The organism is Intestinibacter sp. (assembly GCF_022780145.1).
In the GTDB taxonomy this organism is placed as follows: domain Bacteria; phylum Bacillota; class Clostridia; order Peptostreptococcales; family Peptostreptococcaceae; genus Intestinibacter.
Window position 1 is genome coordinate 1 of record NZ_JALEXO010000084.1, and the last position, 13,736, is coordinate 13,736.

The 13,736-nt window shown below is 28.8% G+C and carries 16 protein-coding genes; 3 read left to right on the top strand and 13 right to left on the bottom strand.

The features are described 5' to 3' along the window. Nucleotides 1–92: 92 nt before the first annotated feature. Nucleotides 93–353 carry a stage V sporulation protein S gene (locus MR593_RS03015; RefSeq protein WP_290686799.1) on the bottom strand — a complete coding sequence of 87 codons (261 nt, stop codon included), beginning with the start codon at nucleotides 351–353 and terminating at the stop codon, nucleotides 93–95. Between the two features lie 369 nt (nucleotides 354–722). On the opposite strand from MR593_RS03015, the gene MR593_RS03020 reads away from it, so the two are divergent. Next, nucleotides 723–1,043, top strand: a complete 321-nt coding sequence (locus tag MR593_RS03020) for a PH domain-containing protein (RefSeq protein ID WP_290686800.1) — start codon at nucleotides 723–725, stop codon at nucleotides 1,041–1,043. A 43-nt stretch (nucleotides 1,044–1,086) separates the two neighbouring features. On the opposite strand, the gene MR593_RS03025 is transcribed toward MR593_RS03020, so the two are convergent. Continuing rightward, on the bottom strand, nucleotides 1,087–1,572 hold the full coding sequence (locus MR593_RS03025; RefSeq protein ID WP_290686802.1) for a hypothetical protein: 486 nt from the start codon (nucleotides 1,570–1,572) through the stop codon (nucleotides 1,087–1,089). 168 nt (nucleotides 1,573–1,740) lie between these two features. Between MR593_RS03025 and MR593_RS03030 the strand changes: the two genes are divergently transcribed. Further along, entirely contained in the window at nucleotides 1,741–2,019 is a 279-nt protein-coding gene (locus tag MR593_RS03030; RefSeq protein WP_290686804.1) for a hypothetical protein, read from the top strand. 82 nt (nucleotides 2,020–2,101) lie between these two features. Here MR593_RS03030 and MR593_RS03035 read toward each other — a convergent pair whose 3' ends face one another. The 5 genes from MR593_RS03035 to MR593_RS03055 form a co-directional block, all read right to left on the bottom strand. Then, on the bottom strand, nucleotides 2,102–2,977 hold the full coding sequence (locus MR593_RS03035; protein ID WP_290686805.1) for a hypothetical protein: 876 nt from the start codon (nucleotides 2,975–2,977) through the stop codon (nucleotides 2,102–2,104). 119 nt (nucleotides 2,978–3,096) lie between these two features. Next, on the bottom strand, nucleotides 3,097–3,741 hold the full coding sequence (trmB, locus tag MR593_RS03040; RefSeq protein ID WP_290686807.1) for a tRNA (guanosine(46)-N7)-methyltransferase TrmB: 645 nt from the start codon (nucleotides 3,739–3,741) through the stop codon (nucleotides 3,097–3,099). Nucleotides 3,742–3,874: 133 nt separating this feature from the next. Beyond that, entirely contained in the window at nucleotides 3,875–4,216 is a 342-nt protein-coding gene (locus MR593_RS03045) for a Fe-S cluster assembly protein HesB (protein WP_290686809.1), read from the bottom strand. 91 nt (nucleotides 4,217–4,307) lie between these two features. Beyond that, nucleotides 4,308–4,853, bottom strand: coding sequence for a GNAT family N-acetyltransferase (locus MR593_RS03050; protein WP_290686811.1), 546 nt, complete (start codon nucleotides 4,851–4,853; stop codon nucleotides 4,308–4,310). A gap of 71 nt (nucleotides 4,854–4,924) precedes the next feature. Further along, nucleotides 4,925–5,125 (bottom strand): hypothetical protein, encoded by a 201-nt coding sequence (locus MR593_RS03055; protein ID WP_290686813.1) that lies wholly within the window; start codon nucleotides 5,123–5,125, stop codon nucleotides 4,925–4,927. A 300-nt stretch (nucleotides 5,126–5,425) separates the two neighbouring features. On the opposite strand from MR593_RS03055, the gene MR593_RS03060 reads away from it, so the two are divergent. Further along, nucleotides 5,426–6,538 carry a tyrosine-type recombinase/integrase gene (locus MR593_RS03060; protein ID WP_290686814.1) on the top strand — a complete coding sequence of 371 codons (1,113 nt, stop codon included), beginning with the start codon at nucleotides 5,426–5,428 and terminating at the stop codon, nucleotides 6,536–6,538. 286 nt (nucleotides 6,539–6,824) lie between these two features. Here the strand turns inward: MR593_RS03060 and MR593_RS03065 are convergent, their stop codons facing one another. From MR593_RS03065 to MR593_RS03090, 6 genes are all read right to left on the bottom strand, one after another. Continuing rightward, a complete protein-coding gene (locus MR593_RS03065; RefSeq protein ID WP_290686816.1) occupies nucleotides 6,825–7,715 on the bottom strand; it encodes a CPBP family intramembrane glutamic endopeptidase in 891 nt (296 codons plus the stop codon). A gap of 29 nt (nucleotides 7,716–7,744) precedes the next feature. Beyond that, nucleotides 7,745–10,327, bottom strand: coding sequence for an ABC transporter permease (locus MR593_RS03070; RefSeq protein ID WP_290686818.1), 2,583 nt, complete (start codon nucleotides 10,325–10,327; stop codon nucleotides 7,745–7,747). After that, on the bottom strand, nucleotides 10,328–11,005 hold the full coding sequence (locus tag MR593_RS03075; RefSeq protein ID WP_290686819.1) for an ABC transporter ATP-binding protein: 678 nt from the start codon (nucleotides 11,003–11,005) through the stop codon (nucleotides 10,328–10,330). Between the two features lie 97 nt (nucleotides 11,006–11,102). After that, on the bottom strand, nucleotides 11,103–12,344 hold the full coding sequence (locus MR593_RS03080; protein ID WP_290686821.1) for a sensor histidine kinase: 1,242 nt from the start codon (nucleotides 12,342–12,344) through the stop codon (nucleotides 11,103–11,105). Then, nucleotides 12,328–13,038 (bottom strand): response regulator transcription factor, encoded by a 711-nt coding sequence (locus tag MR593_RS03085; protein ID WP_290686823.1) that lies wholly within the window; start codon nucleotides 13,036–13,038, stop codon nucleotides 12,328–12,330. Before MR593_RS03085 ends, MR593_RS03080 begins: the two co-directional genes overlap by 17 nt. Before the next feature lie 397 nt (nucleotides 13,039–13,435). Then, nucleotides 13,436–13,736 (bottom strand): FtsX-like permease family protein (locus MR593_RS03090; protein WP_290686825.1); only part of this gene is annotated, 301 nt, incomplete at its 5' end.

A 13,736-nucleotide genomic window follows, 5' to 3' on the forward strand; every position in this document is an offset into this window, starting at 1 on the left:
AATGTGGATTTAGGGAATAGTTTAATTGATTTCAAAAAACAAAAGAAGCAACCAAATTCAGGCAGCTTCTTTTGTACATCATCTAAACAAATCTATCTAGGTTCTATAATTAATTTTATAGCAGTCTTTTGCTCACCATCTATATCGATGTCAGTAAATGCTGGAACACATACTAAATCCATGCCACTAGGTGCTACGAAACCTCTTGCAATAGCTATGGCCTTTATAGCTTGATTTAAGGCTCCAGCTCCAATTGCTTGTATTTCAGCATTTCCCTTTTCCCTTAGTACTCCTGCTAAAGCTCCAGCTACAGAATTAGGATTAGATTTTGATGAAACTTTTAATACTTCCATTTTAGTATCCTCCTCAAAGTATTTTAATTAGTTCTTAAGTACTAAATTAAATTTTAATTTAATATATAATTCTATAAGATTAATTTAAATCCCTTTAAAATAAACATAATTTAAATCAACAAATATATTAAATTTATTATTTTATTTTACAATTAAAATATTGTTAGTTTTATTTAATTAAATTTTAATTTTATTAGTTTGAAATCAAAGAAAAAATAATAAATTAAATGTCAAAAATAAGTCGTGATTAAAATAATATACGATTTATACTCTATAATAATTAAAATTTCATAAAAATTTATTTGGAAAATGATTTTTATTATAATTTAGTTTATAATGGTTATATAAATTGAATTGGGGGTAAATTAAATGGAAATCGGTGAAAATATTTTAGCTTCTTTAAATTGCAACTTAAAAAGCTTTATCAATTTTACTATAGTAGACAAAAATGGTGTTTTACTTGTAACTGATAGTAAAATTTTATTTTGCGAATGCGTAGGTAAAGATCTAGCACTTGTACATGATTTTGAGTATAGATTGATCACTTCTTTTGATGTTAAAGAGGATTACGATAATAAGAAATACATAGTATTTAAGTACAACGGTGATAAAGTAAAAATAACTAATATAACATCAGGGGATATTTCAAAGGTCGAAGAAATAATTAAAAGCAAACAAATTATGTTATAAAATAAGAGTCTCTTTAAGATTATTTAAAGGGACTCTTATAGCTTTATAAAGTATTTTTTTCGATTTTTTCTAATTCTTCATATGATATACCTAGAAGCTTTACTATTGTGTGTTTTGAGAGATTTTTATTTAAGAGATTTTGAACTTCTGATTGATTCTTAAGCTTCTCTTCTCTACTTTTGTAGTCGTCTTCAAATAAAACTGGCATATAGAAATTATATAAAATTAAAAGTCCTGGAATTATAAAATAGTATTTACAACCCAATAACCCTATTACTACTGTTGTATGAGTAAAAATTTTATTGATTTTTTGAAGTGATTGCATGTTTTGCTGGTATTTGAGTAAATGTAGGATTATAGAAAGTAAAAAAATCGATAAGCAAAGTGGATATAACGTATACCCACAAATTAATTCTAGTGCGTTTGTTGTTTCAAGAGGACTCTTCCCTATTAATAGCATATCTCCGTGTACGTATCCGTACAAGCATGCTATAAGCCCTAATAAAGCTCCTAAAGCCTGTGCATACATGTAAATTCCCCCCTCAGTCTTTTATTCATATACACTTAAAAATAGTAATATATACTAAATTTATATGAAAAATATTTATATTTTATCAAAAAAGTTATATAATTTAATAGGAATTAAAATACTAAGATAATCTGCATATGTTAGAATATTATTTGAAAGGATGAAATTATGTTTGATAATTTTGAATTTATTTTTAGGATAGTATTTCTTTTTCTATCTATAACATGGATAGGAAACATTTTACTACTTACCTCTGAGAGACAGATATTAATAAATCCTCTATTGTTACTAATTTCTTCATTGATAATAGTAATACCGAGAGATGCAAAAGAGGTATTGGGATTTGAAGCCGATAATGTGAGGGTATTTTTGTATGTTTTATATTGTGTAGTTGTATGTATAGGGTTATTACTTACTAGAGGGAGAAAATTAAATCTTAGAAAATAAAGGCTTACATATTAAAAGAGACTATTTACAATTTGTTTTTGTATTTAGTCTCTTTTATTTTATTTAGTCTCTTTTATTTTATTTAGTCCTTTACTTTTATATTTATAGTTACTGTAGATTTTTTATAGAAGTTATCATCTAGTGATATTTTGACTCTACAACTTCCTTTTGAAACTGCCTTTAGATTAAAGCCTTCTTCTAAGCTTATTATTTTATTGTCGTCTATAGATACCATGTATTTTATATTTTTAGAGATTTCCTTTGTAGGCTCCCAATAGTTATCGTAGCTTTTTATATCTTTGTATAGAAGGTTATTTAGTGATAGCTCCTCTCCTCTATTTAAGGTTAAATTTTTGTAGTATGATGATAGCTTGTATTGGTTTGATTTGTTTTTTATGAAGTTTAAGTCGCAGTTGACATCTACTTTTTTAGAAATTAATTTGTTTACTATGCTGTCGTCTGTTATGTAGTTATTGGCTAAATTTATGGATTTTATATTTTTTAATCTGAGTATTTCTGCAGGAACGGCTTTTATATTGTTATTCCAAAATACGAAGTCTTCTATTCCATTTAGATAAGATATCCCCTCTAGGGTCTCTATATTTTCTCCTGTAGCGTAAAACTCACCTGATAAAGCTGCTATCTTATCTAATGTGATCTCTTGATTTTTGAAATTTCTGGTGATTACATTTCTGAAGTTGGCATCTGGGAATAAATACTTGAGCTCGTTTTCAGATAGTGGTTTATTACTTGGAATATTCTTTTTTAGTTCAGTATATGAGATTTTGTCTGTATTTATTAATGGCTTATTATTTGATTTATTCACTGAAGATATCGTGTCTGAAAAACAAGGAATTGTCTCATTGCTACCAATTGTAGTCAATGAGGCAATCATAATTATTATAGAACAAAATTTAATATATTTCATTTTCGCTGTTTGCAATAATTTATATTGCAACAGTCACCTCCCTCCGATTTGAATATAATAAATAGGTTCTATGATATTATTTACAATCCTTGTAATTTCTAAACACTTTCGTAACAATAATTTCTACTAATTTATATATATTTCAATTATTATAGAGGTTTTATAGCTTCTAGGCGATGTATTTTTATATTTTGTGACATGAATTTATCTTCGTATTCAGTAGTCACGTTTTCAAATTCTTCGTTATTTGCTAGGTCTAATGATATATTTTTTAACTTCCAATTGCAATCAGCTATTTCATTTAGAGAAAATTCAAATAAGCCCACGTTGTCTGTCTTGAAATGTATTTCTCCTCTTTCTTTTAGTATTTTTGCGTATTTTTCTAAGAAATTTCTATGAAGTAATCTTCTTTTCGCCCATCTCTTTTTAGGCCATGGATCGCAGAAGTTGATGTATATTCTAGATATTTCTCCTTCACCGAAGTACTCTAGTATGTTTGATACATCTGCCCATAGAAATACTATATTTTTTAAATTGTTTTCTGCTGCTTTTTCTACAGCCTTTAGAAGAACCTCTTCTTTGATTTCCATAGCTATATAGTTTGTATCTGGGTTGTTTTGAGCTAAGGTTGTTATGAACTTACCGCGCCCTGTCCCAAACTCTACATGTATAGGGTTGTCGTTTTGAAATCTCTCGCTCCATTTGCCTTTTAAATCCTCTATATTATCTCTTATGACGTAATCTGTATAACTTAGTAATTTTATATCAGCGCCTTTTTTTCTTCTTCTTCTCAAAATTTGCCTCCTTATTGTATTTTACGGTTATTAATTTTATCATAATTTCTCTCTTGAAAAAAGACCAAAAAATAAAAGCCCACCAAATAGCGAGCTTTTACTTAAAATTGATTTTAATAATTAGCTTTTAAAATTAGCATCCACTACAACCGTCGCAGCAATTTCCGCCACAGTCAGAATAATCTCCTTTTTCAGGTGGACGTTCTACTGAAACAACAAATCCTTTTGGTGGTACTTCAGATATTATAACATCACCGTAAGTTAAGTATTCGTTGTCATTCATTATGAAATGTATTCCATCTAAGTCATAAGATGTATCTTCATCTGGATATTCAACATCTAAAGCAAGTGAGAATACTGCCCCTGAGCAAGCAAAACCTGCGAAGTAAACTCTTACATTTTGTGGTTTATCTTGGTTGTTTGCTAAAATTTCTTTTAAAACGTTAATTGCACTTTGTGGTGCTTGAACCTTCATTTGATCATTCCCTTTCTTTTTTTATATATATAAGTATACAATAAATAATTGAATTCTGAAATAAAAAAATCTTTATTTTGGATATTTTTAACTATTGATTTATATAATCATTTTTATATAGTGTGTATTTACTACATTTTATAGCTTTATTACCTGTATTTTTAAATTTTTTATTGAAATCTATTTCATGTTTAAAATTTAATTTATCTAAAACATTTTTTGAATATATATTATCCTCATAAGTCATGGCGAATATAGACTCTAGACCTAACTCCTCAAAGCCGTATTCTATCAGAGCTTCTACTAGCTCTACAGATAGATTATTGCCCCAGTATTTTGGGTTTATACATATACCTATTTCCGCGTTCTTGACGTTTTTAGATATATTGTTAAAGCCTACATTGCCGATGACCTTATTATCTATTTTAGATACAATAGCATAATGTCCTATTTTACCCTTTTCGTAATTACTTATAAAGAAGGATTTTATAAATCTCTTTGTATCTAAATAAGATTTATGTCTCTTTATAGGTAAAAATTTTACTACCTCTGGTATCTTGTAGTATTCGTATAAATCTATATAATCGTCCAATGTAACAGGTCTTAAAATACAGTTTTTAGTCTCTAATATTTTCATAGCCTTGCTCCTTTTATAAAATACAATTTTCTAATTATAATCTATGAAAATTTAGAGCATGTAGTTAAAGATTACCAAGTAAGTAATTCTATTTTCTGAACTTCGCTTTCTAGTATTTCTATATCCATAGTATCCATTATAGTTATAGATATAGTGTTTTGTTTTGTCGGACTGTCAGAAGCTTTTGTTACTTTTGAACATAAACCAGCTATTGCTTTTCCTTCACCTAATTCTACTCTTACAGTTTTTCCTAAATATTGTTCAAAAACCATTTACTATTCAACCTCCCCTTTGAAATTTTGCTATCATAAAGATTATAACACAAATTATTAAGCCAAGATTAATTATTAAAATGGCATAAAATATATACTTTTATGCCGTTTTAGATAAAATAGCTTAATTTCAACGTTTTTATAGATATAAAAACCCGTTATGTCAGTAAAATGTCAGTGATTTTATCTATTTTTTTAGACTTTTTTATGATAAAATATTTATTATAAAGAATACTTTTTTTGAAAAATTTACTTAAATTTAGGTGAATACTTTTTTGAAAATAATTTGGGAGGAACAAAATGAGCAATGCATTTATAAGAAAAAGAAGCAAAAACTACATAGTTTATTTAGAATATACAGATGAAACTACAGGTAAAAAGAAGCAAAAAAACATGGGGTCATACCCACTAAAAAGAGATGCTTCAAAGAGACTTAATGAATTAAAAGAAGAAATCTACAATGAAGAATTGCTGCTTCCTAATAAAATCACAGTAGAAAGCTACCTGATTGATTTCTTAGAAAAATACAAGATAAATCTATCTATTACTACATATAACTGTTATATGAGGATTTGCAAAAAATACATAATTCCTATGCTTGGAGATATAAAATTAATCGATTTAAGACCGATACATCTGCAAAATTACGTAGATGACTTGCTTGGAATTCTAAGTCCTCAGACTATAAAGATACATATAAATATAATAAATCTAGCGCTAAAAAGGGCTTATAAATTAAAACTAATAAAGGAAAACTTTGTAGATTGTGTAGAGATTCCTAAAAATAAAAAGTACAACAACAAGATATACGACCAAAAGGATATGTTGAAATTGCTAAAGGTATGTAAAAATACAGAATTAGAGCTTCCTATAAACTTAGCTGCAGGTCTAGGTCTTCGTATATCAGAGATATTAGGTCTTACTTGGGATAACATAAATTTCGAGGACGATACTGTGACAGTAGAAAAAATAACTGTGAGAAATGAAGGGAAAGTAATATTAAAGGATCCAAAGACAGAGACATCTATAAGAATTATCTCTGCCCCAAAGGAAGTCATGAATCTACTTAAAGAGTACAAGAGAAAATACCTTCAAGATAAGCTTCAAGGAAAAAATAAAGGCACTACCCTTTTGTTCTCAGACAAAAATGGAAATCCTATTGCCGAAGATATACTGAGTAAAAAGTTCAGTAGATTTTTAAGAGAAAATAATTTACCTCATATTAGATTTCACGACATAAGACACTCTCATGTAACTCTACTGATAAATGCAAAAGTTCCTATAAAAGTAATTTCTGAGAGAGTCGGTCACTCTAATGTAAATACGACTTTAAATATTTACTCTCACACTCTTAAGGAAATGGATCAAGAAGCTTCAGAGAAAATTTCTGAGAGTCTTTTTAACTTAGGTTAAAATAATTTTATTATGTAAACTCAATTTAAAATAAGCGAAAAAATGCGACATTTTTAAATCGATTTTAAGATATGTATAAATTGATTTTAATATAATAAGTCAATTAAGCTAGTTCAAATCTTTAAAATCGATTTAAATGCTTATTTATAAATTTTAACTGGTAAAAAATATATTAAGTTTACATAATAATATTAAAGTAACTTAATTTCGAGATATAATCAAAAAAGGGATGATGTAAAATAAATTTTTAGTATATTTTACATCATCCCTATATTATTGTTTAATTTTAAAGAGACTGCTGCTTCTTTTTAAATGTTTTATATGCAATATAAAGATACAGCGGTAAATATGCTAAAACGACCTGTAGAAGCATTAAAATACCTGTCAATTCTGATGTATCTACAAAAAGCGAAGGTGAAGCTCCAACAGAAATATCTGAAGATATAAAAACAAAAGCTAAAAAATTATTCAACCAGTGGATTGCTAAACCAGGAGCCAAGCTTTTGAAATAAATATCTACAAAAAACATACTTGCCCCAGCCAAAAAGTAACTTGCAGCTGCGAAATACACCTGAATGTCTGCTTGAGCAAGTACCTCTGGATTTGATAAATGCAATGACATAAAAATCAGCGAGCTGACAATTCCTGCAATGACTGTACCTACAGACATTTTAATCTCATCTTTGCAGATAAAACGAATAAAGAATCCACGGAATACAAATTCTTCAAAAGATGTCTGTGCCCATACTAGCAACAGGCAAATGACAAAATTAATAATAAATATATTTATACTGATATTACGTAGATGAATCTGACCGATGCTCAGTATTGTGCTAATCATTATTCCCAAGGCATACAATGCCAGTATTGTGGCAGTCTGTTTTTTATTCACACTACCATTTGACCCGAGTATGAAATCATGTATTGAGGTTTTGGCAATCCATTTTATTGCCAAAACAATACCAAGGAACATTAAGCAAAAACTTCCTAGAATATTAAAAATCTCAGCTACGGGTGCAAAAAAGCTCCCTTCAGTAAATATTGGCAGAAATTCAACACAAATGATCCAAGGTACTGCAAACACATGACCAAGCAGATAACCAACAACAGCAGTAATTATCCATCGAAATTTTGAGCATTCATTAGGCAACCATGTTTTATTTTCTTTGTTTGACATTTTTTATCCCCTCATTCTTTTAAATGATTTTATATACTCTCTTGTCTTATATTGTCCATAATATTTTCTTTGCTTATTTTTTTCATAGGAATATAAGAAGCTATAAAAGTTATAATGAATATTCCGACTACCGATATAAGTATAGCCTTATATGGGATCATAACATCAAATGAAATCATATTTCCTACAATCCTACACATCAATATATTTAGAGCTACTCCAATTGGAACTCCATATAAAAGAGACAATATGCCGTATAAAAAGCTCTCTAAGTAAATTATCTTATTAAATCCACCAGGTGTAACGCCTATAGACTTTATAACTGCAAATTCTCTTTTTCTAAGATTTATATTTGTGCTGATTGTATTTACTATATTAGTTACGCTGACTAGCGATATAACTACTATAAATCCATACACGAAAATTTTCATGACATCCATAGTCTGTTGATTTTGTTTAGCTCCTTCTACTTTATCGTATACATTGAAATTTGAGTCCTCTGCTAATCTCTTTATTTCTTTTCTAACCTGTTCGCTTTTATCAGTTGAAATATTCAAAGTACTGTAAAGATTTTTGTCCTTTGGTAAATCTAATTTTTCAATCAATTCGTCATATGCCACTATATCGTATCCCATATCTTTATATTGATTATTTCCTGTAATTATATCTTCAGTTATAGCCATTACTTTAAGCTCTACATCTTTTTGAATCGAATCTCCTGTTTTATTGTCATAAGCTTCTACAGTAGCTTTTAATGTATCTCCCACCTTGTAATTTGTAAGTGTTAGATGTGATTTTTTACCAGTAGATTCTGCATAGCTATTTTTAACTAAAATTACTCCATTTTCTTTTACAGCTTTATCTTTGTCAAAGCTTCCATCTACTAGATTTATTTTTTTGATGCTTATCTCTCCAGGAAAACGAAGGCTGTTGAAAGTAAATTCATAGCTATTTCCTTTCTTTTCAAAAGACTTGTCTATAAGCTCTTTATTCTTTTGATTTATATCATCTTGATCTACAGATAAAACTACATTATATGAAAAATCATATGCGACATCATTTACACCTTTAGTTTTTCTTATTTCATCTACAAGCTTTTTAGTTTTTTCTTCTGATGCAGGTTTATTAGCGTATAAAGTCAAATCACTTGTAATCTGACCGTAGTATACGTTATTTGCTTTTAAAAACATATCCATAAATCCATTAAATGATATAAATATAACTATGCTTATAACTAGAGAAAAAAGTGTGATTCTAAACTTGCCTTTATTTCTTCTAAGGTTTTTATATGCAAGCTCTCCTTCAGTTTTAAATATTAATTTTACTAATCTAGATTTTTTAACCTTGCCAACTTTTAGATTGGCGCTGTTTTTAATAGCTTCAAGTGGTGAAGTTTTGGCTGCATTTATAGCAGGAAGTATTGTAGAAATCGCAATAGTTATTAGTATTATTAAAGTACTCACTATCAACATTTTAAGACTAAATACTATTTTTAAACCTAGCTCACCGAATAATGAAGTTTTGAAGAAGCTTTCAATTATCTTAAATACTATATCAATAGCCACAGTACCAGATAGAAGTCCTATAGGTATTCCTATGATACTTATTAAAAGAGCTTCTAAAAATACAAGCTTCATAATTTGTGATTTTGTTGCTCCTATGGAATTTAATATTCCAAATTGTTTCTTACGCTCACTTATAGATATACTAAATGAGTTGTAGATAGTAGCTATAGTGCATATTATTACAAGTGAGGCTACAAGTACTACTATAGAGATTATAGTTGTGTTTGTCGTTTCATTAACACTAGCTCCCAAAAGTCTCAATAGATGTTCATTAAAATCTATGTTTTTGTAGTAAGTATTTGTCTTTTGATTATAACTATATCTGTCGTCATTTGGATTTTCACTTTGAGCTAGATTTATTTGTTTGGCTATATTCATTGTAGTATCGTATATTCCCTTAGGATTTTTTGTAGCTATAAATACAGTAAATTTATCTTTGTTGGATTTTGAATTTATATCAAATCCACATATAGCTAGTGAATTATATACTTCAAAATCAGGCTTGCTCATAATGCCGACTATTTTGTAGCTTTTTTTATTACTATTTGTTACTTTTGAGAATGTGTTAGTTTCATCGTATTCAGTATCGCCTACTTCTAATTCTATAGTGTCGCCTATTTTTTTATTTAAATTTTTAATAGCTTTTTGACTTAAAATTATTTCATTTTCATTTTTAGGAAATTCGCCTTGCTCTACAATCAGCATATAGCTATCAAATGCATTTTTGTCAAATGAGTTTACTTCTAGTAAAGAGGCTTTTTCTTTATCTATCAACGCAGATCCTACCTCTTGCTTGTAACCGTATTTAGATACTTCAGCAGATTTAGATACAATCAGTGCATCTTTTTTATTTAAATCGTAAAAACTAGCGTAAAAATCACTATTGCTAGAAATAGCACTCCTCATCTCGTAATCTAAAAGGCTCATACATATATTTCCTATACCGCATATAAGAGCAGTTGAAAGTATGATACCTATTATAGTAACTAGAGTTCTTCTTTTATTTTCTTTTAAATATCTTATAGTCAATGAAGTATATAAGTTCATCTATATCACCTCATCACTTTTTATAATTCCATCCTCCATAGTTATGACTCTGTCGGCTTGAAGTGCTATGTTTGTGTCGTGAGTTATAACTATCAAGGTTTGTTTGTATTTTTTTACTGAAATTTTAAGAAGCTCTACAACCTCTTTTGAGTTTTTGCTGTCTAGGTTACCTGTTGGTTCATCGGCTAAAACTATAGTAGGTCTGTTTATTAAGGCTCTACCAATTGAAGTTCTCTGCTGTTGACCACCGCTAAGCTGATTTGGTAGGTGGTTTTCTCTTTCTTTTAAACCTAGAGTTTTTATTAAATCCTCATAATACTCGCTATCTATTTTTCTATTGTCCAGTTCTGCTGGCAGCATTATGTTTTCTTTGACTGTCAATACTGGAATTAGATTGTAAAACTGATATATAAGTCCTACATTTCTTCTTCTAAATATTGCGAGGTCCTTTTCCTTTAATGTATATATATCTACGTCATTTATAAAAACATTTCCACTAGTCGGCTTATCCACTCCACCTAATAAATGAAGCAATGTACTTTTGCCGCTTCCACTAGGTCCTACTATCGCTACAAATTCACCTTTGTTTATCGATAAATTTACATTTTGAAGTGCTTTTACTTCAGCTTCTCCTTTGCCGTAGCTTTTCGATAAGTTTTCCACTCTCAATATTTCCATATATTTACCCTCCATATAAATTCGTTTTTTTTGATGATTTTTATACTTTAAGTTTAATGTCTGTAGCTTACAACAAGGTGAATTCAAATCTTACAATTTAGTCACTATAGGTTTTATGGAAAATTATATGAAATTCACTGCCGACTCCTTTTTTGCTTTTTACGTATATAGTTCCGTTTTGGCTCTCTACTATCGATTTTGCCATGGCGAGTCCAATTCCGACACTGTCGCTTTTGCTGTTTTTGCCTTTGTAAAATCTTTTAAATATATTTGGTAGATCTTTTTTATCTATGCCTTCTCCGTTGTCTTTTATAACTATTTCTGAATATATTGGATTTTCCTCGTAATTTATTTCAATTTGTCCGTTGTCTGGTGTGTGCTCTACACAGTTTTTGATTATATTTGTTATCGCCTCTGCAGACCATTCTATATCTCCAGTATATGATGCGTCCTCTTTACCGTTTATTGAAATTGCTATATTTTTTAATTCCATAGGTATTATCATAGGGCTTATTGATTTTCTTATCAATTCATCTATGTTTACTTTTTCTGTTTTAAATTCTATGACTTTAGCCTCAACCTTTGCAAGCTTTAACATGCTTTTTATAAGCCATTCCATACGAGAGAGTTGAGCGCTTGTTTTATCTAAAAACTCGATTCGTTTTTCTTTGTCTAAGTCTCCGTACATCAGATCATTTAAGATTATTAGCGATGTCATAGGAGTTTTGAGTTGGTGAGATATATCTGAAATTGTATTGTTTAAAAAGATTTTTTCGTTTTGCAGAAGATTTACTTTTTCTTTTAATATAGTAGTCATTTTCATAAGCTCTACCTTTAGAAGTCCTATTTGTCCCTCTTGGTTTTTGTCTTTCATGTCGTAGTATCTACCCTCAGAGTTATGGTATACATAGTCGGTCATATCTTTTATATCTGTGTAGATTTTTCTAAAATAAGAAAACGATAAAATTATAAACACTATAAACGTAAATACAACGAAAGCTAAATTTAACGCAAAAATATTACCTAAGCTCTCAGATATAATGGGTTCATTTGAGATAGAAATACTATTGTCGTAGTTGTATTTTTGTAATATTTCAGCTCCAGAGTTTATGTTCTCTTTGCTTCTCGATTGAGTTATTATATCTACAATATCGTCTTCTAATTCTGGATGTTCAATAAGTACATCTCCTAATATGGCTTGGTTATTTTCGACTACTTTATTTTTTATAATATTTAAATTGGTTATAGTTAATCCAAAACATAAAACTATAGCCATTATAAATATAAATGTGTAATTTTTTAGAAATTTTTTGACCTCGATATTACTTAGTATTGTCACTTTGACCACTTCCATTCCATTTATAGCCTAGACCTCTGACTGTAATTATATATTTAGGTTTAGATGAATCGTCCTCTATTTTTTCGCGAAGTCTCTTTATATATACGCTGAGAGTATTGTCGTTTATAAAATCATAGGTTACATCCCAGAGCTTTTCTAGTATTTTATTTCTGCTTAACACTGTGTTTTCATTTTGAATTAAAATCAGTAGAAGCTTGTATTCTGCTGAGGTAAGCAACACTTCCTCTCCATTTTTAAATACTCTAGCTTCTAATGTATGTATCGATAAATCTCCGAATTTTAATACCTTTTTATTGTCAGATTGAGACTTGCCATTTCTTCTCAAAACTGCATTTATTCTAGAAATTAGCTCTCTAACTCTAAAGGGCTTAGTTATATAGTCATCTGCACCTATATCTAATCCCATTACTATATTTACCTCTTCATCGCAAGCAGTCAAAAATATAACTGGAAGATCTTCGTTTATTCTTTTTATTTCCTTTAAAAAATCATATCCATTCCCATCTGGAAGCATAACATCTAATAGTACTATATCGTATTTTTGTTTTGATATTGTTTTTCTAGCTTCTTCTAAGTTTTCGGCTATTTCTAGATTAAATCTCTCTTGTTCAACTGCGTATTTTACTGCAAACGCAATTGTGCTATCGTCTTCTACCATAAGTATATTTCTCATAATAATTTCCTTTCTAAACTGTTCATTTTTAATATTTACTAAATTTACTAAAAAATATATAATGATATACTCAATAGTTTTTATCTATATATTATAATAATACTTCTAAATAGTAAACTTTTTACCAAAATTCTAACTAACTTTAAGTATTTAATTAACGAACTTCGGTCGATTGATATCAGGGGTCCATTGGTTTACAGATATTGTTGCAGGAATTTTATTGAGTGCTACACTTATTTCAGCATATTATTCATTTTATATTTTATTTGATAAAAAGAAGTATAGTAAGTAGTAGCAAATTTGAGTTTTTGTTGGAAATTTATAATCAAGTACATAAAAACATATTATTAAAGAGGATTATTATTAGTACTCTTTAATAATATGCTATTTTTTTAAATTACGATTTTCTTAAATTTCTTTTAAATTCAACATAAGTCAAAATAAAGTATATAGTATATACGATGAAAAGAAGCAAAACAGAAACTAAATAGTAAAATGGCGTCGACGTCTGTACTCCTGTATAGTATATAAATTTACCGCTTATATATAAGGCCAAAACAGAGCTGATAATTACGGCGACTATTAGTGGAAGTAAGTAGTATACTAAAAGTTGCTTGAAAACTATTTTATCTATTTCTCTATCTTTTAACCCAAGCTTACTTAACACTTCATATCTATATTTGTGTTTTATAGAGTCG

Coding starts and splice junctions, on each gene's coding strand:
- MR593_RS03070 (WP_290686818.1), bottom strand. CDS start 10,327: ATGAACTTATATACTTCATTGACTATAAGATATTTAAAAGAAAATAAA.
- MR593_RS03085 (WP_290686823.1), bottom strand. CDS start 13,038: ATGAGAAATATACTTATGGTAGAAGACGATAGCACAATTGCGTTTGCA.
- MR593_RS03065 (WP_290686816.1), bottom strand. CDS start 7,715: ATGTCAAACAAAGAAAATAAAACATGGTTGCCTAATGAATGCTCAAAA.
- MR593_RS03030 (WP_290686804.1), top strand. CDS start 1,741: ATGTTTGATAATTTTGAATTTATTTTTAGGATAGTATTTCTTTTTCTA.
- MR593_RS03055 (WP_290686813.1), bottom strand. CDS start 5,125: ATGGTTTTTGAACAATATTTAGGAAAAACTGTAAGAGTAGAATTAGGT.
- MR593_RS03020 (WP_290686800.1), top strand. CDS start 723: ATGGAAATCGGTGAAAATATTTTAGCTTCTTTAAATTGCAACTTAAAA.
- MR593_RS03050 (WP_290686811.1), bottom strand. CDS start 4,853: ATGAAAATATTAGAGACTAAAAACTGTATTTTAAGACCTGTTACATTG.
- MR593_RS03025 (WP_290686802.1), bottom strand. CDS start 1,572: ATGTATGCACAGGCTTTAGGAGCTTTATTAGGGCTTATAGCATGCTTG.
- MR593_RS03060 (WP_290686814.1), top strand. CDS start 5,426: ATGAGCAATGCATTTATAAGAAAAAGAAGCAAAAACTACATAGTTTAT.
- MR593_RS03075 (WP_290686819.1), bottom strand. CDS start 11,005: ATGGAAATATTGAGAGTGGAAAACTTATCGAAAAGCTACGGCAAAGGA.
- MR593_RS03045 (WP_290686809.1), bottom strand. CDS start 4,216: ATGAAGGTTCAAGCACCACAAAGTGCAATTAACGTTTTAAAAGAAATT.
- MR593_RS03015 (WP_290686799.1), bottom strand. CDS start 353: ATGGAAGTATTAAAAGTTTCATCAAAATCTAATCCTAATTCTGTAGCT.